General features: G+C 55.2%; 34 protein-coding genes, 1 tRNA gene and 1 pseudogene. 14 read left to right on the top strand and 22 right to left on the bottom strand.

Features of this window, described 5'->3' with window-relative positions; translation table 11 throughout:
- The first annotated feature begins 160 nt into the window (after positions 1 to 160).
- Genes ACREAY_RS01205 through ACREAY_RS01195 form a run of 3 tightly spaced genes read left to right on the top strand, consistent with a single transcriptional unit; the run spans position 161 to position 1381 of the window.
- Complete coding sequence (locus tag ACREAY_RS01205) at positions 161 to 487, top strand: hypothetical protein (protein WP_431753932.1); 327 nt, start codon at positions 161 to 163, stop codon at positions 485 to 487.
- A gap of 40 nt (positions 488 to 527) precedes the next feature.
- Positions 528 to 935 carry a 50S ribosomal protein L32e gene (locus ACREAY_RS01200; RefSeq protein ID WP_431753931.1) on the top strand — a complete coding sequence of 136 codons (408 nt, stop codon included), beginning with the start codon at positions 528 to 530 and terminating at the stop codon, positions 933 to 935.
- Positions 935 to 1381 carry a 50S ribosomal protein L19e gene (locus tag ACREAY_RS01195; RefSeq protein WP_431753930.1) on the top strand — a complete coding sequence of 149 codons (447 nt, stop codon included), beginning with the start codon at positions 935 to 937 and terminating at the stop codon, positions 1379 to 1381. Before ACREAY_RS01200 ends, ACREAY_RS01195 begins: the two co-directional genes overlap by 1 nt.
- 7 nt (positions 1382 to 1388) lie before the next feature.
- On the opposite strand, the gene ACREAY_RS01190 is transcribed toward ACREAY_RS01195, so the two are convergent.
- Positions 1389 to 1706 (bottom strand): MGMT family protein, encoded by a 318-nt coding sequence (locus tag ACREAY_RS01190; RefSeq protein ID WP_431753929.1) that lies wholly within the window; start codon positions 1704 to 1706, stop codon positions 1389 to 1391.
- A 26-nt stretch (positions 1707 to 1732) separates the two neighbouring features.
- Positions 1733 to 2512 (bottom strand): D-aminoacyl-tRNA deacylase, encoded by a 780-nt coding sequence (locus tag ACREAY_RS01185; protein ID WP_431753928.1) that lies wholly within the window; start codon positions 2510 to 2512, stop codon positions 1733 to 1735.
- 79 nt (positions 2513 to 2591) lie between these two features.
- Between ACREAY_RS01185 and ACREAY_RS01180 the strand changes: the two genes are divergently transcribed.
- The 6 genes from ACREAY_RS01180 (at position 2592) to ACREAY_RS01155 (ending at position 6976) form a co-directional block, all read left to right on the top strand.
- A complete protein-coding gene (locus ACREAY_RS01180) occupies positions 2592 to 3206 on the top strand; it encodes a transcription elongation factor Spt5 (RefSeq protein WP_431753927.1) in 615 nt (204 codons plus the stop codon).
- Positions 3207 to 3259: 53 nt separating this feature from the next.
- Complete coding sequence (locus tag ACREAY_RS01175; RefSeq protein ID WP_431753926.1) at positions 3260 to 3925, top strand: precorrin-2 dehydrogenase/sirohydrochlorin ferrochelatase family protein; 666 nt, start codon at positions 3260 to 3262, stop codon at positions 3923 to 3925.
- Positions 3904 to 5229 (top strand): glutamyl-tRNA reductase, encoded by a 1326-nt coding sequence (hemA, locus tag ACREAY_RS01170; protein WP_431753925.1) that lies wholly within the window; start codon positions 3904 to 3906, stop codon positions 5227 to 5229. Before ACREAY_RS01175 ends, hemA begins: the two co-directional genes overlap by 22 nt.
- Entirely contained in the window at positions 5207 to 6202 is a 996-nt protein-coding gene (gene hemB / locus ACREAY_RS01165) for a porphobilinogen synthase (protein ID WP_431753924.1), read from the top strand. The genes hemA and hemB overlap by 23 nt, the downstream gene beginning before the upstream one ends.
- A gap of 33 nt (positions 6203 to 6235) precedes the next feature.
- A complete protein-coding gene (locus ACREAY_RS01160; protein ID WP_431753923.1) occupies positions 6236 to 6859 on the top strand; it encodes a hypothetical protein in 624 nt (207 codons plus the stop codon).
- Positions 6860 to 6901: 42 nt separating this feature from the next.
- Positions 6902 to 6976: transfer RNA gene (locus tag ACREAY_RS01155), tRNA-Gly, on the top strand.
- Here ACREAY_RS01155 and ACREAY_RS01150 read toward each other — a convergent pair.
- The 6 genes from ACREAY_RS01150 to ACREAY_RS01125 all read right to left on the bottom strand — a co-directional run bounded on the left by ACREAY_RS01150 (position 6958) and on the right by ACREAY_RS01125 (position 11133).
- On the bottom strand, positions 6958 to 7164 hold the full coding sequence (locus ACREAY_RS01150) for a hypothetical protein (RefSeq protein WP_431753922.1): 207 nt from the start codon (positions 7162 to 7164) through the stop codon (positions 6958 to 6960). The genes ACREAY_RS01155 and ACREAY_RS01150 overlap by 19 nt on opposite strands.
- A 134-nt stretch (positions 7165 to 7298) precedes the next feature.
- Positions 7299 to 7457 carry a hypothetical protein gene (locus tag ACREAY_RS01145; protein ID WP_431753921.1) on the bottom strand — a complete coding sequence of 53 codons (159 nt, stop codon included), beginning with the start codon at positions 7455 to 7457 and terminating at the stop codon, positions 7299 to 7301.
- A 1-nt stretch (position 7458) separates the two neighbouring features.
- On the bottom strand, positions 7459 to 7902 hold the full coding sequence (locus ACREAY_RS01140; protein WP_431753920.1) for a hypothetical protein: 444 nt from the start codon (positions 7900 to 7902) through the stop codon (positions 7459 to 7461).
- A 46-nt stretch (positions 7903 to 7948) separates the two neighbouring features.
- Positions 7949 to 8824, bottom strand: a complete 876-nt coding sequence (locus ACREAY_RS01135; RefSeq protein ID WP_431753919.1) for a matrixin family metalloprotease — start codon at positions 8822 to 8824, stop codon at positions 7949 to 7951.
- A 36-nt stretch (positions 8825 to 8860) separates the two neighbouring features.
- Complete coding sequence (locus ACREAY_RS01130) at positions 8861 to 10492, bottom strand: hypothetical protein (protein WP_431753918.1); 1632 nt, start codon at positions 10490 to 10492, stop codon at positions 8861 to 8863.
- A complete protein-coding gene (locus ACREAY_RS01125; RefSeq protein ID WP_431753917.1) occupies positions 10492 to 11133 on the bottom strand; it encodes a hypothetical protein in 642 nt (213 codons plus the stop codon). The genes ACREAY_RS01130 and ACREAY_RS01125 overlap by 1 nt, the downstream gene beginning before the upstream one ends.
- A gap of 287 nt (positions 11134 to 11420) precedes the next feature.
- Between ACREAY_RS01125 and ACREAY_RS01120 the strand changes: the two genes are divergently transcribed.
- Positions 11421 to 12851, top strand: a complete 1431-nt coding sequence (locus ACREAY_RS01120; protein WP_431753916.1) for an Ig-like domain-containing protein — start codon at positions 11421 to 11423, stop codon at positions 12849 to 12851.
- Positions 12852 to 12951: 100 nt separating this feature from the next.
- Here the strand turns inward: ACREAY_RS01120 and ACREAY_RS01115 are convergent, their stop codons facing one another.
- From ACREAY_RS01115 to ACREAY_RS01095, 5 genes are all read right to left on the bottom strand, one after another.
- Entirely contained in the window at positions 12952 to 14997 is a 2046-nt protein-coding gene (locus ACREAY_RS01115) for a glycosyltransferase (RefSeq protein WP_431753915.1), read from the bottom strand.
- A 78-nt stretch (positions 14998 to 15075) separates the two neighbouring features.
- A complete protein-coding gene (locus tag ACREAY_RS01110; RefSeq protein ID WP_431753914.1) occupies positions 15076 to 16074 on the bottom strand; it encodes a 4Fe-4S dicluster domain-containing protein in 999 nt (332 codons plus the stop codon).
- A 70-nt stretch (positions 16075 to 16144) separates the two neighbouring features.
- Positions 16145 to 16990, bottom strand: coding sequence for a TIR domain-containing protein (locus ACREAY_RS01105; RefSeq protein ID WP_431753913.1), 846 nt, complete (start codon positions 16988 to 16990; stop codon positions 16145 to 16147).
- A 72-nt stretch (positions 16991 to 17062) separates the two neighbouring features.
- A complete protein-coding gene (locus ACREAY_RS01100) occupies positions 17063 to 17374 on the bottom strand; it encodes a hypothetical protein (RefSeq protein WP_431753912.1) in 312 nt (103 codons plus the stop codon).
- A gap of 24 nt (positions 17375 to 17398) precedes the next feature.
- Positions 17399 to 18247, bottom strand: coding sequence for a sulfurtransferase (locus ACREAY_RS01095; RefSeq protein ID WP_431753911.1), 849 nt, complete (start codon positions 18245 to 18247; stop codon positions 17399 to 17401).
- Positions 18248 to 18383: 136 nt separating this feature from the next.
- Here ACREAY_RS01095 and ACREAY_RS01090 point away from each other — a divergent pair, with 136 nt between their 5' ends.
- Complete coding sequence (locus ACREAY_RS01090) at positions 18384 to 19196, top strand: NAD(+)/NADH kinase (protein WP_431753910.1); 813 nt, start codon at positions 18384 to 18386, stop codon at positions 19194 to 19196.
- Positions 19186 to 19674 carry an NOB1 family endonuclease gene (locus ACREAY_RS01085; protein ID WP_431753909.1) on the top strand — a complete coding sequence of 163 codons (489 nt, stop codon included), beginning with the start codon at positions 19186 to 19188 and terminating at the stop codon, positions 19672 to 19674. Before ACREAY_RS01090 ends, ACREAY_RS01085 begins: the two co-directional genes overlap by 11 nt.
- Here ACREAY_RS01085 and ACREAY_RS01080 read toward each other — a convergent pair.
- Genes ACREAY_RS01080 through rrp4 form a run of 8 tightly spaced genes read right to left on the bottom strand, consistent with a single transcriptional unit; the run spans position 19664 to position 24405 of the window.
- On the bottom strand, positions 19664 to 20434 hold the full coding sequence (locus ACREAY_RS01080) for a sulfurtransferase (protein WP_431753908.1): 771 nt from the start codon (positions 20432 to 20434) through the stop codon (positions 19664 to 19666). The two genes, ACREAY_RS01085 and ACREAY_RS01080, sit on opposite strands and share 11 nt — an antisense overlap.
- A gap of 30 nt (positions 20435 to 20464) precedes the next feature.
- Positions 20465 to 21184, bottom strand: coding sequence for an ERCC4 domain-containing protein (locus tag ACREAY_RS01075; RefSeq protein WP_431753907.1), 720 nt, complete (start codon positions 21182 to 21184; stop codon positions 20465 to 20467).
- A gap of 32 nt (positions 21185 to 21216) precedes the next feature.
- Entirely contained in the window at positions 21217 to 21606 is a 390-nt protein-coding gene (locus ACREAY_RS01070; protein WP_431753906.1) for a prefoldin subunit beta, read from the bottom strand.
- Positions 21607 to 21636: 30 nt separating this feature from the next.
- The gene (locus tag ACREAY_RS01065) at positions 21637 to 21876 is read right to left on the bottom strand and encodes a KEOPS complex subunit Pcc1 (protein ID WP_431753905.1); all 240 of its coding nucleotides are present in this window, start codon (positions 21874 to 21876) and stop codon (positions 21637 to 21639) included.
- Complete coding sequence (locus ACREAY_RS01060) at positions 21851 to 22084, bottom strand: 50S ribosomal protein L37 (protein WP_431753904.1); 234 nt, start codon at positions 22082 to 22084, stop codon at positions 21851 to 21853. The genes ACREAY_RS01065 and ACREAY_RS01060 overlap by 26 nt, the downstream gene beginning before the upstream one ends.
- A complete protein-coding gene (gene rrp42 / locus ACREAY_RS01055; protein ID WP_431753903.1) occupies positions 22068 to 22898 on the bottom strand; it encodes an exosome complex protein Rrp42 in 831 nt (276 codons plus the stop codon). Before rrp42 ends, ACREAY_RS01060 begins: the two co-directional genes overlap by 17 nt.
- Positions 22895 to 23635 carry an exosome complex exonuclease Rrp41 gene (gene rrp41, locus ACREAY_RS01050; protein ID WP_431753902.1) on the bottom strand — a complete coding sequence of 247 codons (741 nt, stop codon included), beginning with the start codon at positions 23633 to 23635 and terminating at the stop codon, positions 22895 to 22897. Before rrp41 ends, rrp42 begins: the two co-directional genes overlap by 4 nt.
- Positions 23632 to 24405 (bottom strand): exosome complex RNA-binding protein Rrp4, encoded by a 774-nt coding sequence (gene rrp4, locus ACREAY_RS01045; protein ID WP_431753901.1) that lies wholly within the window; start codon positions 24403 to 24405, stop codon positions 23632 to 23634. The genes rrp41 and rrp4 overlap by 4 nt, the downstream gene beginning before the upstream one ends.
- 238 nt (positions 24406 to 24643) lie before the next feature.
- Here rrp4 and ada point away from each other — a divergent pair, with 238 nt between their 5' ends.
- On the top strand, positions 24644 to 25726 hold the full coding sequence (ada, locus tag ACREAY_RS01040) for a bifunctional DNA-binding transcriptional regulator/O6-methylguanine-DNA methyltransferase Ada (RefSeq protein ID WP_431753900.1): 1083 nt from the start codon (positions 24644 to 24646) through the stop codon (positions 25724 to 25726).
- Here ada and ACREAY_RS01035 read toward each other — a convergent pair.
- A complete protein-coding gene (locus ACREAY_RS01035; RefSeq protein WP_431753899.1) occupies positions 25723 to 26412 on the bottom strand; it encodes a ribosome assembly factor SBDS in 690 nt (229 codons plus the stop codon). The two genes, ada and ACREAY_RS01035, sit on opposite strands and share 4 nt — an antisense overlap.
- Before the next feature lie 101 nt (positions 26413 to 26513).
- Here ACREAY_RS01035 and ACREAY_RS01030 point away from each other — a divergent pair.
- Positions 26514 to 26718: pseudogene (locus ACREAY_RS01030) on the top strand (DNA-directed RNA polymerase subunit D); the annotation flags it as partial.

The raw sequence follows: 26718 nt of genomic DNA, 5'->3' as shown, positions 1-26718 counted from the left end.
GGCTATAGCTCCGCTCTTTTGCTCAGTCTGCATCGCTGCCATTGCCTGGCCAAGCTCCTGCAAAAACTCGGCGCCGGCGGACTGCATGGCAATGATTACCCATAGGCAACTAATTACCTCTGCGGAAAGAACATATCGTGCATCGAACGCAAGGATTGCAATGCAGTTCCAGGACGCGTGGCTGGAGATAAGGTCGTGTGAACACAAGCCTGAAAAAGAGCTGGAGCACGAAACCGTCCTTTCCATACAGGCGCTCAAAGAGGTCATGAAGGTCGCCGAAGACACGCTGACAGACATGCAGCGAAAAGGAGGGGCGGCCATGTGGGACTATTCCCGCAGGCTGGACGCAGGAGAGGTAGACGAAGTGATGCAGGTTTTTGCAGCCATTGAGGCCAAAGACGACGGCAGGGCAGTTTCATACTCGATAGACGTCGTTTACGGCGGCCGGTGGTACGCCCTGTCGCTTGTAGGCTACAAGGCCGAGTAACGTATTTATTGTAAACTGGCTTTCAGTGCTACGTATCGCTATGGTGATTAACGAGGAGTTACTTGCCGCAAGGAAAAAGGTCTCCAGCAAGCGCCCCAAGTTCATCCGTCAGGAGAGCTGGAGGTACGACAGGCTTGCAGAGAACTGGCGCAAGCCCAAGGGCAAGGACAACAAGATGAGGAAGCAGAAGGCAGGACATCCCGATATCGTCAAGATCGGCTATCGCGGTCCCAAGGTTGCGAGGGGCCTTCACCCGTCAGGCTACAATGATATCGTCGTATACAACGTAAACGACCTTGCGGGCCTTGACCCGAAAAAGGATGCAATCAGGATGGGTCACACGGTCGGCACGAGAAAGCGCAAGGATATCGTGGAAGAGGCGACCAAGATGGGACTGAAGATGCTTAACGCAGGCAAGCTGGCTCCAAAGAAGGAGGCCAAGGCGTAATGGTCGTCAACATCGCCAAAAAGCGCGAGCTGGTGGCAAGGATACTGGGCGTGGGCGTGAACCGAGTGCGCTTTGAGCCGGATAAGCTTGAAGACGTCGCCGATTCAATCACGCGCGACAACATCCGCTCTCTGGTCAACAGCGGCGCCATCTGGACTGCAAGGGAGAAGGGCACGTCACGCGGCAGGGCAAAAGCCAAGCGCGCAGTGTGGAAGGCCCACGGCAAGGGTGCGGGCTCGAAAAAAGGCGCCAAGACTGCGAGGGTTGGCAAGAAAGCTGTCTATGTCGTGCGCGTCAGGTCGATGCGCTACCACCTGAAGGTCCTCAAGGATCGCAAGGACATCACCAACGAGACGTACTGGCAGCTGTACAAAAAGGTGAACGGCGCCCAGGTAAGGTCGCTTGCGCACCTTCGCGACCTCGTAAAGGAAGCCAAGACCCGATAGGGCGGGCTCACTTTTCCCTTTTTAGTTTTGCACGTTTCTTTTCAAAATCCACTATCGTGTTTTCATTGAACGCAAGCCCTTCTTTTTTCAGGATCTCTTTTTTCATCTTTATGCCAAACGCATAGCCTCCGATGCCGCCGTCCCACGCCACTACTCTGTGACACGGCACCACGATAGGGTTTGGGTTTTTGTTCATAATCTGGCCGATAGCCCTTGCGGCATTAGGGTGCCCAAGCGCCCTCGCCAGGTCGCCGTACGTCGTCACCTGCCCTTCAGGCACTGTTTTCAAGAGGTCGTGAACGTCTTTTGCCTTGAGAGGTGTCATGGCACCACAATCCAGCGCGGAGTATTTCAAACTTTCAGTATCTCGAGTCCGGTCTTTTCCGCAAGTTTCGTTATCCGGTCCTTGTGGCTCCCGAGGCCCTTTGCGTCAAGAATGACGTGCGTCACCTTTTCGATGCTCTTTTCGATCATCTGTGCCATCATCTGTTCGTCGATTGCCTCCAAGTTGTGCTTTGACGCGACGGCCGCAAGCCCGAATTCGGATTCGAGCAAAAGCTTGTTGAATTTCGTGGGATAGTGCGTCCCCCCGATGGCGATGCCCACCTTTCTGCAAGGCTCGACATTTTTCAACACCTCGAGGACGCAGCTGCACATGGCGCCGGCGGCATCCCTGTCGACCCACTGCTTTTCAGATGACCCAAGCTCTACAAACAGCACAGGCTTTTTGAGCGACGTGGGCCCGTGGTGTGTGGCCTCTATCACGACTTCGTAATTCGGGACGCAGGCCTTGGTAATCGCCTTCAGGTAGGCCTTTTGCAACGATGGATATGCTGTCGCTATCTCTTTTGGGTTGCCGCCAAACGGCGCGTCTGCAAAATTGCCGGTGCAGTGGCAGGTCAGAGTGGGTATCCCGCTGTCTGACCGGTGCTTTGAGAGGAACACAAAGATCAGGGCGTCAGGATAGACGGCGTCGAGACTTTCAAGCGTCAGCAAGCTTGCCTCCGTCACGTGCAGCTTGACGTTTGGGTAGGCAGGCGAGCGGCTCTCAAAGCCCCTTTCCTTGAGGCAGTCCACCATGGTCGCCCCTGCAAGGTCCTGACTCGAGGCTACAAGGACATAGTCTGGCAAGTTGAGAACTGGTGTAATTTTTCGGGTATTTTAAAGTAAATTTATAAATTGCATTAGTTCTCCGCATAGCTGGCTAATAATGAGCGATCCAACCAAAGAGGACGATCTAGATCAAGAGATCAGTTTAGATGATGATAATCAGGATTTAGAAGTGGAAGAGACAAAGTCCCAGCCGGCAGAAGCAAAAGGCCGGCAAAAAATGGCGCCTGCAGCAGCCGCTGCGGCAGCGCCCCAGTCGGACAAGCCGGCAAGCGACAGCAAGTTCTTTGCGATACGCACAACCGGCGGCCAGGAAAGGATGGTCGCTGACATGCTCTATACCAAGGTAATGGCCAAAAAGATAGGCATCAGGTCAGTCATGGTGCTTGAGAGCTTTAAGGGATACATCATTGTCGAGGCGCCGGACTCTAACGTCGCATACGAGGCTCTGGCAGGCATCAGGCACGTCAGGGGCCAGATACGCGGCGACCTGCCGTTCAAGGACATCGAAGGCTACCTGATAAAGAAGCCGACGGTGACTGAGCTTAGCATCGACGACACGGTAGAGGTCATCGCCGGCCCGTTCAAGAGCATGAAGGCCAAGATAACAAGGGTAGACTATGAAAAGCAGGAGGCCACGGTCGTGCTCCTGGACTCTCCCTACCAGATCCCGGTCACCGTGGACGCCAACTACCTCAAAAAGGTAGCCCACTGACAAGGATTAAATAAAGATCGAGGCTAGATTCACCGCTCCCCGGTGTTGCCCAGTTGATAGTTGACCTCAACCTCAAGGACAAGCATGTACTAGTCATCGGAGGCGGCACTGAAGGGACGAGGAAGGTGAACGCGCTGCTCGGCCAGGGCTGCAGGATTACGGTCATTAGCAACCGCTTTAACAAATACCTGCGCGACCAGCAAGAGGCCGGCAAGATTGAAACTGTGAAAGCGAAATTAAGCGACGCGGGCATCCTCGACGGCTACAGCCCGTTTCTGGTGCTTGCATCCACGGACGACAAGGAGCTGAACCGCAAGCTCTGCCAGCAAGGCCGCAAGATGGGCGCGTTCGTGTACTCTGTAGACGACCCCCCTTACAGCGACTTTTCCTACGCGTCTGTGATAAACATTGAAGGCGTCATGCAAGTCGCGATTTCAACGTCAGGCAAGAGCCCAATAATGGCCCGGCAGGTGCGCATAAGGGCAGAGAGGGTTCTAAAGAGGATAATAAAAAAATCAGACGCGGAAAACGTAAAGTTGCAAGAGTTTGCCCGCAATGCGGCGAGGCCGAAACTGAAAACCGTCGGGCAGCGCAAGGAATTCCTCTATTCGCTCATCAAAGACGACAACATTCAGAACCTTATTAAGGAAGAGAGGATTGAAGATGCTAAAAGCGCGACGCTTGAATTATTGCAGGAGTGGGTGAAAAAAAGCAAGTGACGGCCGCGATAAAGACGCACGATTCACATTTTTCGCCGCCAGTCCAGATCATTAACGCCCGCGTGACTTACAAAAACGCGCCTATCCACCTCCTCGAGAAATTTGCGTTCAAAGACGTCGACGCGGCCCACCGGGCATTCATTGAAAATGCAGGAGTGGATGAATGCGTCATACTGCAGACTTGCAACAGGGTCGAGGTGTTTGCCGCCGCAAAAAGCCAGGACAGGGCAAAGATAGTGGGCCAGTGGGGAGAGACATTGAACCTTGAAGGCAGGGATCTTGAAAGCGTCCAGGTGAACACAGGCAAGGACGCCATAGTGCACCTGCTAAAGCTGACGTCGGGCCTCGACTCGCTTGTAATTGGCGAGGACCAGATCATCGGCCAGGTCAGGCGCGCATTTGAATATTCAAAATCAAACCGCTATGCAAGCGCAAACCTCGGGGTGGTATTTGACAGGGCGCTCAAGGTCGGGAGCAGGGTCCGCAACGCGACTGGCATAAACAAGGGCAACGTTTCAATAGCGTCAATCGCGGTCAACCTTGCAGACGAATACGTCGACGACCTGAAGGCCAAGAAGGTGATGCTCATCGGGTCTGGCGAGGCAGCCAGCCTGGTGGCAAAGGTGCTGAAAAAGCGCGGCGTCGACTTTATGATAACCAGCAGGACATACGACAGGGCGAGGTCTTTTTCAGAGACTGTGGCAGGCACGCCGGTGCCCTTTGACACGGCGCTTGGCATGTTCCACGAAGTGGACCTGATATTTGTCGCAAGCACGGCACCGTATTTCCTGATACCGTACGACAGGATGGAGGCAGCCATGAAGGGCCGCAAGGGCGCAATCATGATATTCGATCTTTCGACCCCGAGGACCGTCGACGAAAGGGTGGCATCCATACACGGCGTAAAACTCGTCAACATGGACCAGATAAAAGAGCTGGTGGAAAAGAACATGCGGTCGCGTATGAAGGAGGTCCAGTCGGCCGAAAAGATAATCGACAGCGAGATACACTCGATGGAAGGCATGATGAAACGCATGAAGGGCGAGCCTGTAATAGTATCGGTGTTCAAGAGCGTCGACGCGATCCGCGAGCGCGAGCTGAAAAAGGCGCTTTCAAAGCTCGCCAGGAACTCGACGCCAGAGCAGGCCAGGATAGTAGAGCAGCTGTCTTACGCCATAGTGAAGGGCATACTCGCCACCCCCATGAATTATTTGCGCAAGGAGATAGAGAGCGGCAGCGAAAACGAAGAGCTGATGAAAACAGTGGCCAAGATGTTCAAGTATGAAGACGAAAAAAGGCAGTGACTTTTCCGGCGTGAGGTTGCGGCGCCTCCGCAAGACGGCCGCAATCCGCGACCTTTTCCAGGAGACGCACGTTTCAGTCAAGGACCTGATTGCGCCGATATTTGTCGAGGAGGGTCTGAAAAAGCCGCAGGAGATAGGCTCGATGCCGGACATCAGGCGGCTGCCGCTGTCTGACCTAGCCGGGGAAATTGAAGAGCTGTCGGACCTTGGCGTGAAATCTGCCATACTCTTTGGCCTGCCGGCGGAAAAGGACGGCAAGGGCTCTGCGGCCTTTGACGACAGAGGCATAGTGCAGAAATCCGTCGAAACGGTGCGCAAGCACTTTGGAGAAAAGATCGCAATAATCACCGACGTCTGCCTGTGCCAGTACACGTCGCACGGCCACTGCGGCATCGTGGTAAATGGCAAGATAGACAACGACTCCAGCGCAGCTACCCTTGGCAGGGTAGCGGTAAGCCAGGCAAGGGCTGGTGCTGACATTGTCGCCCCGTCGGCCATGATGGACGGCCAGGTGCAGGCGATACGCAGCGCGCTGGACGACGCAGGGTTTTCAGATACTGCCATAATGAGCTACTCGTCAAAGCAGGCGTCGCCTCTGTTTGCGCCGTTTCGCGACGCGGCGCATTCCACGCCAGAGTTTGGCGACAGGCGCACGTACCAGATGCCATTCACAAATACCAGAGAATCGATGCGCGAGATCGAGTCAGACATCGCCGAAGGCGCAGACGCCATAATCATAAAGCCGGCCATCCCGAACCTCGACCTCATCTACCAGGCAAGCAGGGCGACAAACCTCCCCATATGCGCCTACAGCGTGTCCGGCGAGTACGCACTGGTAAAGGCGGCGGCACTCGAAGGCTGGGTCGAGGAGGACGCGGTGATGGCGGAATTTTTGACCGGGATAAAGAGGGCGGGCGCGGACATGATGATAACATATCACGCGAAAAGGATGGCCCGGCTCTTGAGCGAGTAGATTTTATTCCAGCCTGCCGGCAAAAGGGTGAGGATGTTTGCAAGCGACGGCAGCTCTGAGCGTGCCACCAGCATCGAGGACTATCAGAACACCTGCTCCGAGTTTATCATCGACATCAGCAAGGACTACAAGGAATGGGTCGAGCGCTACCACCTGGGGGAAGACGAGGCTGCAAGGAGAAATGCAGCGATAAACGGCATAGTAAAGACCACCAACGACTGGATATCCAGGTTTGGCAACACCATCAAGAAGGTAGACATCATCATGAACGACGGGGTCAACAAGATGGCAGAGAGCACAGCAGGCTACCCGTTCAAGTTCGAAGTCTCTGTCAACAACGTCAGCAGGTACGCGATGCACCCTTTGGGCGAGGTAAGGGTAAACATCAGGGCGGTGCCGAAAAAGGATGGCAGGCTCGTGTGCGTCGGCAACTACCAGAAAGACCAGCTCTTGCTCATAAATTCAAGCGGGCCGGTAGAGTTTGCACTGAGCAAGGAGAGCATGAAAGGCGCCGACATACTGGACGACTATGTCATCCTCAACGCCAAAAAGTGCCAGAAATACGACGTCATCTCGCTCACGACTGTCGTTGAAGAGATAGACGGCGACTATGTCGCGGAAAGCCGCGGCTACTCGACGCTCATTTTGCTAACCTAAGGACATGTTTAAATTACCTTTCCATGCCGACATTGCACTAGTGCGACGGTCGTCCAGTTTGGTCTAGGACATCAGATTGCCAATCTGGTAACCCGGGTTCAAATCCCGGCCGTCGCATCTTTTAAAAAATTCGCGTCCATCTTGCCGAGCTTTTCGATCTCTCGGTCAAGCCATTCCTCCACCTCTTCGGGGTTTGAGCGCACCTTTTCCTTCAGCGATGCCAGCTCGGCCGCACGCGCTTCTCTCAATTTTGCAAGCTGGGGCATGTATGCTGCCATTGCGCTTTCAATGATCTTGTCGATCATATCACGCCAAACAGCACCCGCAGCAATATCACCAGGACTATGATGCCAAGCACCACAGAGACGATTGTCCAGATCATATGGATATTTTCGTAAACATCTCATTAAAGATAATCTGAAAGCATTTCTAGAGGAATCTACTGGGCGCTGCCGCACGCGCAAAAGCCGAACTCGTCAATGCGCTTGCCACACCTTTCGCACTTTTCCCCGTACTCGACCTCCCACGCCCGCTTGCCGTACAGCTGGTAGTGTGTGTCTTCTTCTTCCGGAAGATCCTCCTTTTTTTCTTCAGACATTCTATTTTGTCCTGCTCTTGGCGTTGGCCTTGATTATCGCAAGGGCCTTTTGCGCCGCGTCTTTTTTTGGCAACTGGATCATAAAGACGTTCTGCGAGTTTGCATAGGTGTTTTCGCTCGGACCCATCGCGACTATGCCGCTTTCTGCAAGCGCGTCAAAGAATTCCAGCATGTCGTTTGCGTAGAGGAGAAAGTTTTCCTCAAAGTCCGTCCCCGCAAACTTGACGTTCACATCCACAAAGACGTCCTGCCCGTCGTAGAATATGTCCAAGAGCGTGTCGGCCGAGACGCGCTTGCCGTACACCTTGCCCAGCATCTCCTCGTACTTTTTCGGGCTCACCAGTATGCAGGGCACCTTGCCTCCGGAAAACTCGACCAGCGTCGCGCCTTCCTGGTGCAAGTTGGCCTTGAACTCTTCAAGCGTTGCAAAGTTGCGCTTGGGCACGGCAATATTTTCCACCACCGGTCTGATAAGAGTTTAGCGCTGCGGCCTAGTCTACCCGCAGCCCTTTGACAAAGATGTTCTTTGACAGGTGTATCTGCACTTCTTCGGCCTGGCCCTCGCTTATGGCACGGCCGGCGCCTGCGCCTTTTGTGTCCATGAAATTTGACGTGTCTTTAGAGTGCCCGAGCCCAAGGTAGTGGCCGATCTCGTGCGCAAAAGTCCTCCCCAGCTGGGGGATCTTTGACGAAACTGGAGTCGAGTCGTCGCCCAGCTCCACCACGGCGCCCCGCCACGCGGCAATGACCGGGAGGGCACAGGTAACCGAGATCCCGTTCTTGTCCAGCCCTTTCTTGCTGGCCGACTTGGACTCTTGCATTTCGTTGATAAAATAGACGTTGATGTGACCGGCCTTGTTCCAGTCCTTTAGCAGGAGCGACACCAGCTCGCCTTTCATGTCAAAATACTTGGACGACTTGCGAAAGACTATCTCTGCGACTTCCATCTTTAGCAGCCCGTCTTCCCACACCTTGTTGGCGTCAGCCACAATGTCGCCGACCAGCTTTTCTGCCTTTGATTTGGACGAAACGCCGCCGGGTAGGTTGCCGTCGTCGTCCTGGATGACGTTCACAAACAGGCGCACCTTGAAAGGCGTTATCCGGACAGACGACACCGTGTCGCCAAAGCCGAACTTGCCGCCGTGCTTGGCAGAGCTCATATTTGATATCTCTTCCTTGCCGTTGCGGAACATTACACCGCCTTTCCAGTTCTTGTCCTTGAAGAACAGCGCCATGTCAGACGACGAGGTCATCTTGGCAGAAGACGTGCTGTTCTTGACGGCGGTGTCTTTCAGGTCGGAAAAGTTGCGCGTTACCTTGAGGCTTTCGCCTCCAAAATCGGGCTTTTTGAAGAGAGTGATGGCCATTTTCGGATACTCGACCTGCTGCCGTAATAAAGTTTGCTAGCAGATTCTTATCGACTTGGCCAGCATCAGGGCGCGCTGCGAGTCGTCTTCCATCAGCTCGCTGTTCTTGTACTTGTTGCTGAAATAGATGAGATCTATCATCTTGCACCTGTCCATCGCTACGACCGCGTTCCCGTTTGCGCCTGCAGCCGCGTTGGCGTTTGTAAGGATGACCAGCTTGTCGACAAAGCCGGCCGTCTTGAGCGTGTTTGTTATCTGCTCAAAGCTCTTGGCGTGGTCCTTGTTGATCACGACCGCAACTGCGACCTTTGTCCCGTACGGGTCGTTGAACATGACGTCAACTGCGTGCCCGTTGGACTTTTGCGGCTTGGCTACCGCGCCGACCTCGTGCGCGTAATTGACGAGGTTGCGCACCGCGTCCTTTACCCCGGTTTCAAGCACGGCAAAGTCGCTTGTGTTCCTGCGGATCTTGATAAAGTCAGATATCGGCACGTCCATCACGCTTCCCCTTATGCGCAGGCCGGGGTAGACGTTCTTTATCGTTTCATCAATTGCCTGCTCGTCTACGATTGCAGCAGATCGCTTGCCCGCGTTTTCAGTCGCGTGGTACATGATGTTGAGCATCGAGCGCACGTTGCGAAAGTCAGAGAACTCGTCATAGATGACCTTGACCTTTGCCCCCAGGTCGTGCTCTTCTTCTGCGGTAAAGCAGTTGCTGGCGTCGTGGTGGCGCACGTATTCCATCACGATGTCAAGTATCTCTTCATAAGTGTTAGAGCCGGCAAGGTCTATCTTGTAGTTGGCCTTTTCCAGCCTGTCAAATACTGAGGCGTTTGCGCGCCTGATGTCGTCGTACGAAGACGGCGTGAATATGAGCATCAGAGTAGCGGCCGGGATGTGGGCGTTTATCACCGCCTTGACAAACTCGAGCGTATCGCGCTCGGCGTCAAACTCGTCAAGCTGAAAGACAGTCACCCTCTTCAAGAACCTCAGGTTGAGTGAAGCCAGCGCGGCCAGGCTTGCGATAATGTCTTCAAGCGTGGACACGTTCTGCGCGTCGGCCCTGAACCGCCCTTCCACTATCAGCTTTAATATCGTGATCTCGATTGGCGAAAATTCCCTTCCCAAAAGCTCTACAAGCGCGCCATAGTTTGGCGCCAGCTCGTTGCTCAGCACCAGCTCGGCCTTTTCCACCAGGCTCTTGCCGGATATGGAATCGATAAAGCCATAGTTGAAAACCTTGCGCGCTACCCCGCCCTGGCGCTCTGCCTTTTCGCGCACATACGTCACCACTGCGCGCCTGACTGCGGCAATGTATTCTTCAGTAAAGCCGCCCAGCATCGCGCTGTAGAGGCTGTGCATGCTGCGGGGAGAGACCTGCGTCAGGTCCACATATGACGCCACGGTGCTTTCCGTGACTTCCTTCAGCCCTTTTATATGGAGCGCCAGGTGAGTCTTGCCTGAACCGACATCCTGTATCACCGTGAGCAGGCGAAAATCCTTGTCAGTTGCCGTGCCGGCGCTAACCTTGGAGTGCAGGTCGGAGATGCACGCAAGTACTGCGGCCTTGGCTTCCCTGTGGCGCCTGCCGCCGAGTATCTGCGCATCAATCAGGGTCGGGGTCGGGCTGCTTGGGTACGGGTTCCTGTCGAGCCTGTAAGGGTACATCAAATGCACCTCACAAAGCCGTGCAGGAGGCCCCTGACCATCACGCCTTCGCCGCCGCCTGTAGACAGTTCGTATTTGTCCTGGTACTGGCCGGTGAGCTCGCCCACGAGGCGGTAAAACTCGTCGCTTGCCAGGCCGCATTTTGAGCATACGTCCGTGCGTATCTTGGCTAGCTCGACCCAGCCGATGGACGACGCCGAACTTATCAATGCGCCGTCAAACTCTTTCTTGAAATCTGTTACTGCCATCGTGCGCCTTGGCGCGGCTGACGCCTGCAATACGCCGGCGTTGCCTTCCGCCTTTTCCGTGACTAGGCGTGCAAGGTTTGAGAGGTTGTTTGCAAGCGACTCTATCGCCCTCGCAACATCTTTGGAAGAGCTGTTGACAGACTCCTCCAGCGACTTTATCATGTCATATGTAAGCCTGAATTTCGGGTCGGAGTTGAGAAGGCTCTGGACGTAGTGGTTCTTGTGGAAGCAATAGTAGGCGCTTCCGCGCTTGTCGACAAACACCTCGCCTTTCGTCACGAGGTTTTCCAGTGCCGCTTCGATCTCGCCAAGTTCCTTGCGAAGATCAGCCTTTTTCGCCCCGGCCGACCCCGCAGTAAGGACTTTTCTGAGCAGTTTTTCCTCTGCGGTCATGAGGTAGACGGCCGAAATTCTTATTTAAATCCCGACGTAGCAGTTCGCTGCTTAATGTGTAAAGATAATTAAACAAGTGACGAACAGGTCGCATGGCACTGCTTCTCACTACATAACATTAAAGTATCCTTTCATTACCTGCGCCGCTACGGGTTTCTGGACACATATCGTTGCTATATATTCTGAACGAGCAACGCTTAAACTCAAAAAGGCTTGTAAGATGTCGTGCGGGAATTTTCCAGGATCCTTTCAGCCTTTGGCGCGTTGCAGGCGGCAAGTGATGTGAAATGGCTTCCCATTTAGCGAAATTACTGCTCGTTGCTGCGCTGGTCATCACTGCTTTTGCATATACAGTTCCCGCTTTTGGCCAGTCTACGGTTGTTCTCACTGTAAATACTCAATACTCTACAGGCCAGCCCATAAGCGGGCTGTGGACCACGCTTGCCCGGAACGGGCAGGTGGTTGCATCAGGGTTCTCGCCCATCCAGTTTAACCTGGCGTCTGGCCAGCAGTATGTCGTCACCGTAGGCAACTACCAGAGCTTTATCTTTGAGCGGTGGCAGGACACCGGATCCACTAGCGCCTCAAGGGCGGTATCCATATCGCAGGGCACCACTATAACGGCCCTCTATCAGGCGCCGGCCGGCACCGGCACATCCCCGGTTGTCCACATGAGTGACACCACTGCCACGTCGGGCTCACTTGTGCAGACAGGCAGACGCATAAACGCAGAGTGGGTTAAACCCGGCTCGCAGCTCATCGGCGACAAGATAGACTCTATAACGCTGAGATTAGCCAGGACGGCGACCATCCCACCCGGAACGTTCAGCGTGGGCGTCTATGATGCCAACCTGAACCTAAAGCGGTCATTTGGCACCGTCAGCGCGTCAACCCTGACGACGGCGTACCAGGACGTCGAGTTCAAGCTGCCCGCCAGCGACCCTCTTTACACGATAGCGCAGGATGACCGCATTGGCCTGTTCTACAATGGAGGCTCGGCAAGTGTCGGCATCAATGTGATGATTGACAGGAACAGCGCAGACCCATTTGACGGCACAAACTCGCAGCGCGTCAGGTACGAGTCGGGCTGGCTGTACTATGACACCGGCGAGGACCTGTACATGATATTGAGGCAGACGCAGAGTGGCAGCGTGCCGCCGCCAGGCAACTCGCGGCCAACCGCAAACGGCCAGTCGGTCAGCGTGAACGAAAACTCTGCGCGGACGATAACGCTGTCAGGGTCCGACCCGGACGGCCAGCAGGTAAGGTTCTTTATAGCCGGCCAGCCGGCGCACGGCATTCTTGGCATGGTCAACCAGAACACGGTGACGTACAGGCCTTACGACTATTACGACGGCCCGGACAGCTTTACGTTTGTCGCAAGTGACGGGGCGCTCGACAGCACGCCGGCGACGGTCAACATATCCGTGGCCAACACCGTTGCAAAGACTACGAGCCAGGCAGTGGTTATAACAGTCGATCCCCGCGGGCATACGGACAGCGGCTTTTGGACTACTCTGTCACAGAACGGAGTGCAGATCAACGCCGATTTCTCGCACGTCGCCTTTAACGTGAACAACGGGCAGCAGTACGTCGTTGGCGCCACCCCGGGCTTTGGCCAGAAGGTGTTTGACCGGTGGCAGGACACCGGCTCGACCAACCCGTCAAGGGCCATATCGATAACAAAGGACACCCCGCTCATCGCGGTATACAGGTAGCGCGGCAACAACGGTTAATACGGCGCGCCTGCCTTTCCCATGACGGGATGATGATAGTTCTTTCTGTATTATGATGAGAGTACTAGGGTATCTGACCAATTCACGATTGCAGCGCAGGGGTAGTGGCGGCTCTTTGCTGCCGCGTCCTGGCGCGCCTCAGGGCCGCAAACACAGACAGGATGACTACGACCCACGCACCGCCCATGGCAATGTTGGTGGGGCTGACATAGATGTAAGGCACCGCCTCGTGCAGGTTTTCCTGAAGCGCAAGTGACGCAGCGTGCATGTCCATCATGGCAGTGTTGTACTCCTCGTTGTGGGGCTCTGACAGCGAAATGGCGGCGGCGCGGGCCAGTATGCCGTCCATCTGCACGTGCAGGACGGCAAAGTCCGTGCGCACGGTCGGGAAGAGCCAGACGGGATTTCCTTCTGCAGGCACCGAGAGCCGCGCTAGCCGGACGTATTCTTGCAGCTGCTGAGGGGTCTGGGCCGACTGGGCCCTTGCAAGCAGGCCAGACGCCTCCTGGAGGGGGTAGATGGAAACGTGATAGCCATAGTACGCGACGCCCGCCCCGATTATCAAAAAGGCGAGGATCCCGGGCAGGAGCACCTTCTGCCCTGCTGCCTTTGGCGCAGGGGCCGCCGTTGCAACCTTGCGGGAGGCCTTTTTCTTGCCAAACTGCGAGTGGGCGATGCTCATGTACGCGACATAGATGAACCCGACGGTGGGTATCGCTATCAACGGCGTGTAGAGCACGTTGTTTGAGAATATCGCGACGAAGATGCCTATCACGCCATAGATTGCAAAGAATATCTCTAGCAGGGTCGTCTTTGTGAACGGCAGCACATATTCCTTGTTGCGCCATTCCTCGCCCTTGCTCGTGATGCCGAACTTGGGCGTCCTCAAAAACTCGTTCTTGCGGCCAAGGACCGCGTCAAAGACCGCGACGGTATTGTTGACAGTCATGCCTGCCGCAAAAAAGTTCAGGAAAAAGAACTGCATGCCCTTGTGCTTCCAGTCGTGCTTCCACACCTTGTTTATCACCACTAGGTAGCCGCCGGGCCCGAGCGCCACGTACATGCCAAGCACCGCAAGCGGCGCGAGTTGGCCTTCGTAGAGCTTGAACTCCATGGCAAGGAGCATCGGAAATATCAGAAACTGCGCAAGGAAGAGCGGGTTCACGATGTGCCGGGTCATGTGTATGAACGACTGCAGTTTCGAGTCGGCGCGCACCTTCCGGTGGAGCAAGACGTCAAGCATCAGCTTTAGCGCGACCTGGATAGAGCCCTTTGCCCACCGGAACTGCTGCCTCTTTGCCGCGTTCATCTGCACCGGAAGCTCGGCGTTTACCACAAAGTCGTCAAGGAACATGCACTTCCAGCCGTTCATCTGCGCCCGGTAGCTGAGGTCCATGTCCTCCACCAGAGTGGTCGTCTGCCAGCCGCCGGCGTCGCTTATGCACGCAGCCCTCCAGATGCCGGCAGTGCCGTTAAAGTTGAGGAATATATGGCTCATGCTCTTTGCCTTTTGCTCCACGAGAAAGTGGATGTCAAGCGATACTGCCTCTGCCTGCGTCATTGAGGAGTAGTCTTCGTTTATGTGGCCCCACTTGCACTGGACAAAGCCCATCTTGGGGTCGTCAAAGTGCCTCACCAGGCGCTTCAGGAAATTGGCCGGCGGGATAAAGTCGGCGTCAAATATCGCGATAAACTCGCCCGTCGCGCTGCCCATGCCGGCCTTTAGCGCTCCGGCCTTGTAGCCGGACCTGTCAGCCCTGCGCAGCTGCACGATGTCAAAGCCCCGGAAGCGGTACTCGTCCACTATCGACCTTATTAGGTCCACAGTGTCGTCGTCCGAGTCATCCAGCACCTGGACCTGCAGCCTGTCTTTTGGATAATCCATCTTGCACACGGCGTCGATGACGCGCCGGGCGACGTACTTTTCATTGTATAAGGGGATCTGGACTGTGACTGCGGGAAGCGCGTTTGTCGGCACGTCGGCGACGGCCCGCATCACCTTGTCATGGGCGCGGTTTCGGCGCGACTGGTAGGCGAGGTAGTAAAAGTTCAGGGTATACATCGTCGTTATCCATGCGGCTATGAGGAATATCACGTAGAGAAAGGTGCCCGGGCCGTACAGTACCATCGCTGAATCTATGGAATAATCTTACATTTTACTATTTATAGGTAATCACTGGCGGTTCTATAAGCAGTCACTGTACTGCTAGCCCTTTGTGAATATCTTGACTGCCTGCGGAGGGCACACGCTTTCGCACGCGATGCAAAAGATGCAGTCCTTCTCCCTCACCATGAACGCCTTTTTGTCAGACGCCGGGTGGCCCGGGGTTTCGAGCCATTCATAGACGTTTACTGGGCACGCCTCTATGCACGCGCCGTCGGCGACGCAGATGTCAAAGTCGATGCACACGTTTGTGCCCCATATCCCCAACTGCCCCGGGGCGTCGAGCGGACCCCACACTGCAATGTCCTGGAACTTGCCGACCTGCTGCCTCTTTTCCTTGAATTTGACGTCTATAGGCCCGTCGACCTTGGAGTAGCTGGTGCCAGTGCCAGATAATGAAATGGTGGTATTTCCGCCTGCGGCCGGTGCTGCTGGCGCAGCCATTGCCGGCGTCGCCGCGGGCTTTGGCGCAGCCGAAGCCGCTGCCGGCGGCTGGGCAAGCGCGCTCCTTGCCTTGGGGTTCTTGGCCAATGGCGTCAGCTCGTCAAGCTTTTTTATCGCCTGCTCTGCCGTCAGCTTCTCCGCCTTTTGATATTGCGCTATCATCTTGTCACCAATCTTTGTATTCCGTACAATAGTGTCGATTATCATCTTGGCGTTTCGGTCCGCAGTCTGCCGGTAGTTCCTGACCCAGTAGGGATCGCCAAAGTATTCAAGCTGCCTTATCTGGTAGATGAGGTCGACGACCTCGCCGGTCACTATCTCGACGGTGATATTCATGTCGACGGACAGGTCCTCGCCGGTTACAGAGTCGACGCCTTTCTCGGTCCACTTGTGGGTGACGTATATCCTGTCGGCATGGGTGCCCATGGCAAAGCCGGAACTGCGCAGGTCGTTCTGGATGCCGGCTATCTCGGCCTTGTCGGTAATCTCTATCGGGATCCTGTAAATTCCCAGCTTGTTGCCGTGCAGCGGGTACACACCCCTCTTGGCCGTCTCTGAAAGCATCGTCCAAACTCTGTCCTTGAGCAAGGCAGACATTGTTGTTGCCTTCCATGGCATCTGAATGGTCTAAAAGTATTTCGCTTTTGGAGTTTTAGTAGGCGTAGGTTTAGACCGTTAGGTGGTATCCTGCATTTTTTAATTCTCGCATTATATCCTCAAAGCATTCTTTTACTTTCTTACTAAAACTGGCATAGGCCACACCGTGTATATCGGATGGCAATTCTACACCATCTTTATATATATAGCAAACACGGTCACGGCCTAGCTTTCCCATGAAATATCCTAGTTCTAGAATTACGTTTTGTCTAGCACGATACATTTCAGCCGTTTTATCTTTACAAATATCATCAGGGGTAAGCAAAATGAAAGCATATCCAATGTTCTCTATGCGTTTCTCAAACTTTTCAATGAGAGTCTTTCCTCCGTTTGCTTGTTCATGTAGAATGATAGGCTTTAATCTAAAACCTTCGATAATTCGTGCCAATTCCAGTTTTGCAGCATCATCAGGGCCATGTACTATGAAGACCTTCTTGGTATCAAGAACGGTTGATTGTTTTTGATTCAAAGTGGCAGAGTGTTTCGGAGGAGTTTTTATGAACTGTCTTGTGACATGTTCGCCCTCTTCCGTTACATACCATTCATCTGGAATTCCAACTATCGCAACCCGAGAGCTTCTTCGTTGAGCTTCGCGTCGATTTCTGATGCCTAAAAGTAGTAAGCCAGGCGGTACTGCAGTTCGGTTAATTTTGATTGCTTCAATGTCAAAGGGATCAACGACGGTATTGTTACAAAAAAATTTGTCGCCGTTTATGTAAGGATGTACGATATTTTCGACCAAGACAGACTCGTTTAAGTCAAGCTCGAGAAGATCATCAGAGATGTTTTTTCTAATAATCCTAACATGATAATACTCGATCTTAATCAAAACAAGCGGTTTAATTGGCTCAATCAAATCCAACTCTGTATCCCATGCTAAACTTTTAGTCTACTTATAATTATGGTTTTGAATTTTCGTCTTGACAAACTATTCGTCGTCGGGGCACGTCAGCTCCCTTATCGCCCTGTAGCGCCTCTCCATATCCTCTGCGAGCTCTACGACCTGCTCCACCGTGAACTGCGCCCGCGGGAAATACCACCGAATGCCGACCTTGTGTCCGATGCCGTCCATATCGTGTATCATGCCCCTGTCGGCCTCGACGCCGTACTTTTCATCAAGGACATGATCGTGCACTTCGAGCCCGCGCTTGGTCTTGTCCTCCATCACGATGTAGGGAGGCCGGTCGTAGATAAAGTAGAACTGCCCTTTTTTGACAAGGTCGGGCGGCTGCTGTGACATAAAAAAAGAGAAGAAAGAAAGGGCTTATTTCTCTATCGGGTTGCCTATCATGTTGCCCCACTCTGTCCACGAGCCGTCATAGTTGCGCACCGACGGGTAGCCGAGCAGGTATTTCAGCACGAACCAGCTGTGCGACGAGCGCTCGCCTATCCTGCAGTAGGCTATCACGTGCTTGTCCGGCGTCACGCCCTTGCCCTCGTACAGCGCCTTCAGCTCCTCAGGGCTCTTGAACGTGCCGTCTGCCTCCTTGACCGCCTGCGCCCACGGGATGTTCTTGGCGCCGGGGATGTGACCTCCACGCTGCGCGTGTTCCATCGGGTACTCTGGAGGCGCGGTTATCTCGCCGGTAAACTCTTTTGGCGACCTGACGTCGACGAGCACTGTCTGCTCGGCCCGCTCTATCGCCCTGCGCACGTCCGGCATGTATGCACGCACCCCTTCGTCGGCAGGATTGGCAACGTACTTGCTGGCCTGCGCCTGCGGCTCATCCTTTGAATATTCGCGCTTTTCAAGCTCCCATTTCTTGCGCCCTCCGTTCATTATCCTCATCTTTTTGTGGCCATAGTACTGGAAGACCCAGAAAGCAAAGGCCGCAAACCAGTTGTTAAAGTCGCCGTACAGGACAAGCTCGGTGTAGGCTGTCGCGCCGACCCTGCCCATCAGCGCTTCAAACTGCTGCTTGTTGATGATGTCGCGCCTGACAGGATCGTTTATGTCGCGCTTCCACCAGACAAGGTGCGCGCCGGAGACGTGCCCCTGCCTGTACGCGTTTTCAGGATCATAGTCGATTTCGAGGATCTTGATGTTTGCATTTTTCATGTTGGACGCGACCCAGTCGGTCTCGCAAAGCACTTCGGGGTGAGAATAACTCATGGTTAAATATCGAAATCATGTACTTAAAACCTTTGCCAGACTCTTTTACGGCTGTCGTCGTACAGGCGAATCTTATGTAACACGGCAGAAATGACAAGGCATTTTAAGAACGGTAAATGCAATAGCACTGCGGCAAATGGCCAAGATCCGCGGCGTGGCAATCATCACAAAAAGAAAGAACATCGAAGCCAAGGCGGCTGCTACAAAAATTGCGGGAATGCTCGGCGCCAAGGGCGTCAGGGCGTTTGCAGTATCGCCGCTAAAGATCAGAGGATGCGAGACGCTGGAGCAGGACAAGGTGAAAGATAGAGTAGACTTGATATTTGCCATAGGGGGCGACGGCACGACCCTCAAGGCGTTCCGCACCATCCCCGGCGACCTGCCGCTTTTGAGCATAAATGTTGGCGGCCACAGGGGCATACTCTCGGAAGTCTATGCGGAGAACATGGAAAGCGCCATCAAGGGCATTATTGACGGCAGGGGCTTTTACGATTCAAGGATAAGGATACAGGCAGTCGCAGGCAGGGCCGCGCTTCCGCCGGCACTCAACGAGATACTGCTCACCAGGGCGGACCTTTCGCGCACGCCCACGATTTCGATAAAGCTGATGGGCGACGAGATAAAGCACAGGATGGACGGCATCGTGGTGTCGACGCCCACGGGCTCGACAGGGCACAACCTTTCCCTTGGAGGTCCCGTCTTGCACGAGGGCATGAGCTGCCTCATCCTGACCCCGATAGCGCCGGTGAACAAGATGCCCCAGCTCGTGATACCAGTGGAAGAAATAGTAGTCAAGAGCAGCCACAAGTCGCACCTCATCATCGACGGGCAAGAGTCGTTCGTAGTGGAGGCGGGCCGGGAGGTCAGGATTTCGCAGCACGCTCTCGGGGTAAAGTTTTTGCGCCTCCAAAAGAAGGGCATGAGGCAGCTGGCAAAGCTTGGTTTCTGATTATGTCCTTGACGCGTCGGCGTTTTACGCCGGGACGGCATTTCTTTCAGGCAGACAATGCGCAACGACAAGCGCAGTTTTTGAAGAGGTGTGCCACATCAAGAGCTCGCATGCGGCCCTTGAAGCGCTCATGGACGCAGGCAACCTTTCAATCGTCGATCCGGACAGCGAAAACATTGATGCAATAGTCGCCGCAGCGAAAAAGACCGGCGACTATGGCAGGCTGTCAAAGGCAGACGTTTCAATCCTCGCGCTTGCAAGGCAGATGAGCGCGACGCTTGCTTCAGACGACTATGCGGTCGCAAACGTCGCGGCCACGGTCGGCATTGCAGTCGAGATGTCGTCTGGCAAGGGCATAAAGAACGTGCGCAGATACGTCACCTATTGCAGCGCCTGCAGCAAGGCTTTTGGACCAAACGCAAAAGAGTGTGCCCTGTGCGGCAACGCGCTGAAAAGAAAGTTCAAGGTCACCGGATAGGATTCCTGCGCATCGCCCAGTCGATAATCGAGCCGTCATACAGCTTTACATTGTCATAGCCGGCTATTTTTAGCTGCATGTACTTGTGCGACGCCCTCATGCCAGAATGGCAGTAGCACACGACTTCCTTGTCCGGCGTTATGCCGTTTTTCTCAAACCCTTTTTTGAGATCTTTGCCGCTCAAAAACGCCGAGCCGCTCTGCCCCACGCCGTCCTCCCAGTTGAGCAGGACGGAATCCGGTATCTTGGCCTGCATGTGCTCCTGCGCGGTGCGAGCGTCGACGACGACAAACGCAGGGTCGCCCATCCTTGCCTTGATGCTTTCGGCGTCGACGCGGATGTCCGCCCTTGGCTTTGACTTGAACCGCGCCGGCGCAGGCTGTGAAGGATCGCGCGTGACCGGCAGGCCGGTCGCCTTCCACGCCTGGAACCCCATGTCCAGCATCGCAGTGTCGGGATGCCCGTGGTACATCAGGCTCCACGCCACCCTTGCTGTCGTCGGGTCGTCGGGCTCGCCGTAGACGACGACTTTTTTCGAGTCGTCGATGCCGCAACTGCTGAAAACCTCGTCCGCAGCCTCGCTGTCGATGACAAGGTTGGCGCCGTTCTGCGCTATGGCGACGACCATTTCGATGCCAAGGGGCAACGCATTTTTGATGTGGCCAAAGCGGTAGGGCATGTTGCCCCGGGTGTCAAGTATGACGACGCTCGGGTTCTCAAGATTGGCTGCAAGCCATTTGCCGTCGACCGTGACTGCCATGCACGGGATTTGCAGGACAGACATTATAACTCATTCTTCAAAAAGCGTCCTCTGAACAATGCTTTCTGCCTTTGCCGCCGAGTCCAGTATCTTGCGCAGGCGCTGCGCTCGCGCCAGCCCAAAGCCGGGGATGGTCGCAAGTTCTGCTGCGGACGCGTTGAGCGCCCGCTGCGGCGTCTTGAACTTTTCAAGCATCCTTGCCGCAAGCTTGTCCCCCACGCCCGGCACCGACGACAGCACAGACAGCTGCTGCAGAAAAACCGGGTTTTCCTTGCGGATCTTTTTCAAAAGCGGGCCCGTGGCCTTGCCTTCCTGCAGGTTCTTGTTGACAAGCGTTATCAGCAGATTGGTGGTTTGCTCGGCGTCCGGCGTGTGTATTATGGGGATTCGGAATTCCATCGCGACCGTGGCAAGCGCGTCATACGCAAGTGGCATCCTCTCATTCAGCTTTTGGGCCCTGCCAGCGTCAACGTCATCAGGGATTTCCTGCAGTTTCGCAAGGTCGCCCTGGATAATGACCAGCGGCTTGGCATAGTATTTTACAAGTTCCGAGCACTGGACAAACAGCCGGCCGTCATAGATTGAATGCACGAGGTCGTAGACTGTCTTGCGCTCGACAGCAGTCTCAGGAGAGACGATGTAGTCGCCCACCGGCAGCTGCGCGATGTCGACGATGGCGCCGGCCTTTTTCAAAAGGTCGGGGATGCCGCTGTTGCGCTCCCGCTCGTCGACCACAATGCGTGCAGGCACAAAAGGGGAAAAGACCCGACTGGGCTATATTCTTACTCGGCCTTGGGCTTGCCGAGGGTAGCTGGGCCAGGCCCGCCGCCACGGATCATCTCGTTTATCTTGGTCTCTACCTCCTTTAGGTTTTCCTTGACTCGGGTCTCTTGCTTTTCAAGGACCTTGACGCGCGTGGCGCCCAGCTCTTTCTTTTCTTCCAGTTCTTTTACCACTTCGTCCTTCTTGGCCTTGACCATGACAGAGCCTGCAGCCTTGTAGACCGCGTCGTCGGCGCCGGCCTTTTTCAGCTCTTCAAGGGCGCGGTCAGTCTCTACGTTTTCAATCTCCAGCTGCTGCTTTTGCATCATGATTGCCTGCAGGTTCTGCTGGAGCTGCTGTAAGCGCGATACTTGTTCTCGGAGCCATGGGGGGAGTTCCTGTTCGCTCATTTGCAGACGGTTAGGCTGACGGACATAAAATCATAGCGTTGCGCACCGATAGGACGTGTCAACCAGGCGAAGAAAAGAATTCACGTTCGCCCGCAAGGACGCCAGGTCGTCGGTCTCTATTGTAAAAACGATTGTCGAGCCCTTGCGCGACATTGCAAGGCGCTCGCCCTTTTCAGTCAGTTTTGGGATGTCAGGCGCAAGGGCAGAATAAATTGCCCCGGCTGCACGAGCCTTGATGCGTATCTCAGATCTGCAGCTTTTCCGTGTCAACGTCGTACGCCCCTGACGCGACTTTAAAGCTGCACTTGGGGCACGCCCATATGCCGGCTGCAAGGCGGCTGAACCTGAGCGACCCGCACGATGGGCACCTGCGCTTCTTGTGCAATGTGCGGTACACTTTGCCGTATCGCTTACGGACCGTGGCGCCGAACTTTACTCCGTGGCCCTTTAGGGCTGTCGACTTATTCTTTCTGGGCAAACTTTGTCAGCTCCTTCATTTTGGCCCGCACTTCCTCTCCTTTAATTCTTGCTGTCTCGGCTGCCTTCTTTATCTGCTCTATCGTGAACGAGCCGGTATAGCCCTTTTGCAGCGCGCAATAGCCCTCCTCGTTGGTAGAGATGGTTATCCTTGCGTCCATCGCGCCTTCCTCTTCAGACGCCGGGTCTATCATCACCGCGTCGCCGATCCTCACCTGCGTGATCGATATCGGGACGCATGTGACAGGCATCGGTATAGTCCTGCCGGTGTCTGTGACCTTGTCGTCCTGCATTTCAAGCACCGGTATCTTGGCGCTAAGGATTGCCGCCACCGTCGCGTACGACGTGGCGTCAAAGAGGTTGCCGTCGGCGTTGAGCACCGAGCAGTCGACAAATACGGTATATACGATTTTGCCCGGCACAAGCACTAGCTTGCCAAGGTCCACCATTTCAGACTCGCGGACGCCCCTGTCGACGACCCTTGCGAGCTCTACTACTTCCTCGTCTGGGGGTCCCGGCTCAACGTGAGGCGAAGCCGTCGGCAGCACCTCGGCGGTGACGATGAGCGCGCCCTTGTCTTCAAGGCCTTCAAAGGGCTCGCCGGTGCTCACCTTGATGCCTGCAATGACTTCAGAGTCGCCCAACTTTACCCGCGCAGAGCCGTTTGCCTTCTTTATGACGTCCAGCTCGATTTCAAGCGGCCTCTGCTCGTCAAAGTTGCGGCCGTCTATCCTCTTGCCCTTGCCAATGGATTCCATCATCTGCTGCTTGCGCAGGTGCTCTACGATTATCGTGGAACGTTTTGACGTGCTCATTGTTCTTCCTTGACCTCCGTCTCGTTGCCAAAGTACTTCTGCATCAGCGCCTGGCGCTGGATGTCATAGACCATCTTGCAGCCGCTGATAGCTTTGTCGAGGCACTCGTTGAACTGCTCAGAGTTCAGCTTGCCGTCCAGCTGCATCAGGGTCACCTGGTCAAGCCTCGGCATGTACGCTACCGGCATGTCTGCGCCGCCTTCCTTGTCCTCGACGTCGTTGATGTCAAGGATTATCTTTTCGTCGACCTTGCCTGCAGCGCACGCGGCCACGAGGTCGCGCATGTTGATGCCGGCATCTGCGAGCGCGACTGACGCCGCCGTAATGCCTGCGCACCGGGAGCCGCCGTCTGACTGCAGCACCTCGACGAACACGTCGATCGCGGCGCGAGGATAGTCTTCAAGCATTATTGCCGGCTCTAGCGACTCTCGCATGACCTTGGATATCTCTACTTCCCTCCTTGACGGGGCGGGATTCTTGCGCGTGTCTGTCGAAAACGGCGACATGTGGTACCTGCATCTCAGGACGCACCTGTCGGGCTGCTGCAAGTGCTTTGGATGCACTTCTCTTGGCCCGTACACCGCTGCAACGATCTTGTTCTTGCCAAATTCTATAAAGGCAGAGCCGTCGGCGTTTTTCACGGTGCCGACAGTGATCTTTACGTCGCGCAGCTGGTCAATCGTGCGCCCGTCTGTTCGCTTTCCATTCGCATCTATTAAATTTCTTGTTTGAGTCATTTTTCACTTTCAACCTCTAATCCTTCAGTTCTTTCCGTGGCGGACTCGGCCGTTTCCTGCGGCTTTGCCCCGTCGTTCTGGCCTTCCTGCGGGCTGTCAGGCACATTCAGCAGCGCCTTGATGCGCTGCGTCAGGTTGGCCGTGTGCGCCTCCTCTTCTACCATCCTGATCGCCTTGACTGCCTGATTTATCCCTTCCGGGTCCCTTCCCGTGACGACTACGATTCCGTTCTGCCCGATGAGCACGCGCGTGTGCGTCGCCTGCTCGATTGTCTGTATCATCGAGCCACGCTTGCCTATCAGCCGGGGCACGCGCGTCGCAGATATCTTCAAGAGCTCGCCGGTCGCAATCTTGCCAAGGTCGCGGTCCTGCAAAGTCAGCATCGGGTCGCGTGTCCTGTCAAATGCAAGGACGCGTGCAGTTATCATGTCGCCGATTGCAAGGTGCTTGCCCATGTCGTCCCTTGCCGGAGAAAAGTCCCTGCCGAAAACGTCCGACGCGGGCAAGTGGGCAGAGAAGCATGAATTGATGTCCACTTCCCACGACAGCGACGTGTGGTCGACGATCTTGCCTATCACAAGGTCGTTTATGCGCGGGATATAGACGCCAGAGAGCGGTATAACCTTGACGCCATCCCTGCCGGCCTCGGCGATGCCTATCCGGGTCGCAATGAGCGCGTTGCCTGACTTGACCACGTTCATGAGTGGCCTGTGGTTGCCCTCCACAATCTTGTCCCCGGGAATAACGTACAGTCTTTTCACGTCGTGCATTGTCAGATCACCATCGGGCCATGCCCGTCGTAAAACGTGTTGTCCATTGTTTTTCTCCTTTCCTAGCCAATACCTATAGCTGACTTATATATTAACCCAAATAGGCGGCTCGAGAGATCAGGTCCCTGTCGAAAAAACATTTGCTATTTCTGTCGTACCGGGGCTGTATCTGAATTTGAAAGCAAGAATCCGTCAATATTTTTAAATTCATTTTGTGAATAGTTGTAGGGGAACGAGCGTGAAGCCAAAGAACGCACAACTCGCAACGGAAGACGATCCCCGCTGGACATCCATTGTCACCCGCAATCCAGAGGCAGACGACACGTTTTACTACTCTGTCAAAACCACGGGCGTGTACTGCCGACCTTCGTGCGCCGCTCGCCGAGCGCGGCCAGAGAACGTCAGCTTTCATGCGACGCGCGAGGGGGCCGAAAAAGCCGGCCTCCGCCCCTGCAAGCGTTGCAAGCCCAACCAGCCTTCGCTGGTCAAGCAGCATGCAGCCATAGTCACGCATGCCTGCCGGCTCATAGAAGAGTCTGAGGACGCGCCAAGTCTTGAAGAGCTGGCGAGCCGTGCTGGAATGAGCGCGTATCACTTTCACAGAGTGTTCAAAGCTGTTGCAGGGCTCTCCCCAAGGGAGTATGCAGTCGCTCAGCGTGCCAGGCGCGTTCGGAATGAACTTGCCCGCGGCGGCACGGTGGCAAAAGCCGTTTACGACGCAGGGTATAGCTCGAACGGGCGATTTTACGAAACTTCAGATGCGGTGCTGGGCATGACGCCTTCAAGCTGGCGCGCAGGCGGCACAGGTATGGAAATACGCTTTGCAGTTGGAGAGTGCTCACTTGGGTCCATACTCGTCGCCCAGAGCTACCGGGGCGTCTGCGCCATCCTCTTGGGCGACGAGCCTGACGAGCTGGCGCGCGACTTGCAGGACAGGTTCCCGCGCGCCAACCTTATCGGCGGCGATGCAAGGTTCGAGCAACTCGTTTCAAAAGTTGTCGGCTTTGTAGAAGCGCCGGCGCTCGGGCTTGATCTTCCGCTGGACGTCCGCGGCACGGCGTTCCAGCAGCGCGTCTGGCAGGCGCTGCGCGAAATCCCGGCCGGCTCTACAGCAAGCTATGCCGACATCGCAAGCCGCATAGGCTCGCCAAACTCGGCCAGGGCAGTGGCCCATGCGTGCGCAGCAAACGCCCTTGCGGTCGCAATCCCGTGCCATCGCGTGGTAAAGAGCGACGGCGCGCTGTCGGGCTATCGCTGGGGCGTGGAACGCAAGCGCGCGCTGTTAAAAAGGGAAGAACGGGGCCGGATAGAAACGGCCTAGCCCTCTTTGACCTCTGCGGAGCCTTTGGTCACTGAGCCGAGCCGGTCGATAAAGGTCCCCCGCAGGCTGGCGTTCATCTCTATTACCACCCTCAGCGAGCCGTCGGAAAGCCACTCCTCCCCCTTTAGTTCGCCGGCGCCCTTTATCGCGCTGTAGGACTGGCCCGCAAACTGCGGCGGCACCTTGACAATAAGTTTCACAGTCTCGGACTTTAGCGGCAGTATGACCCTGAGCGCATCGACGACGTCCTTGGCCTGGTCTTCAGCCCTCTTGTGCGGATCGATGCTGACCCGGGCCTGCTCCATGGCGGCCTCTATCCTCATGATTGGGTGAGGGACGTGGGTCTTGGGGTCGACAAAGCTTTGGTGGATGTATGACACTATCTGCTTGCGCTTTTCTTCGACCATCTTGCGGCGCTGGTCGGTGGTCAGGTTGAGCTCGCCCCTGGCCATTATCTGCTTGGCGACTTCGAGCTGGTCGGCGGTCTTGAAGTGCTTCATCAGCTTTTCAGTGGAGGCGCGGGAGCCCTTGTTGGCGTCTGAATACACTTCATCGGAAACGAGGACGCTAGAGATGTCAGACCGCTTGCCCAGCTTGTACTCCAAGGCAGGATCGGGCTTGACCAGCAACTCGAACTTGTCGCCTTCCACCGCAAGGCGCACCACCGTGAACTTGGCATCCGTCATGCAATTACCTCGCCTCCGGATGTATTTATGCGTGTCAGGCGGGGTGAATTTTTTCAAGTTTCGGTAGATTTTTAAGAGTGATTTGGCAAAGTTTCGGAGTATTGGCTTCTCCTTCCGTTGAAGTTGTTGAAAAATCCAATGAAAGGATTGTTGTCAAGTTTAACAATATCCCAAGGCAGTACGTCAACGCCCTCAGGCGCCTCTCGATAAGCGAGGTGCCGACGCTCGCGGTAGACGACGTGGTCATCCTCGAAAACTCGTCAGTGATGCACGACGAGGCAGTCGCGCACAGGCTAGGCCTCATCC

The sequence above is a fragment of the Nitrososphaera sp. genome, assembly GCF_050748925.1.
Taxonomy (GTDB): Archaea; Thermoproteota; Nitrososphaeria; order Nitrososphaerales; family Nitrososphaeraceae; genus Nitrososphaera.
The sequence above is the reverse complement of the archived record's forward strand: the minus strand, read 5'-3'. Positions and strand labels throughout refer to the sequence as shown.